Source organism: Rhizobium sp. SVR5-9E (assembly GCF_056755095.1).
On sequence record NZ_JBNDHS010000834.1, the window covers coordinates 1 to 230 of the forward strand.

The 230-nt window shown below is 40.4% G+C and carries 1 pseudogene; it reads left to right on the forward strand.

Annotated elements, in window-relative coordinates:
* Positions 1-26: 26 nt before the first annotated feature.
* Positions 27-230 (forward strand): annotated as a pseudogene (locus ACPYOJ_RS37185) (hypothetical protein); the annotation flags it as partial.

The window sequence follows — 230 nt, forward strand, 5'->3', positions numbered from 1 at the left end:
AGATGTGTATAAGAGACAGGAACAAAATGGAGCAGGATAAGCAGCAACTGATCAATTCATTTCTTGCCGAAAAGGCAGCTTCTTTGGCTAATGCTAAAAATTCCATTAAGAATTCTGAGATTGCAAAGGCAATCATGCACAATAAAACGATCGACAATATTTTAACAGAAGCTCAGACTTATCTTGGGACTCCTTACCGATACGGAGGGATGACGAGAAACGGGATCGAC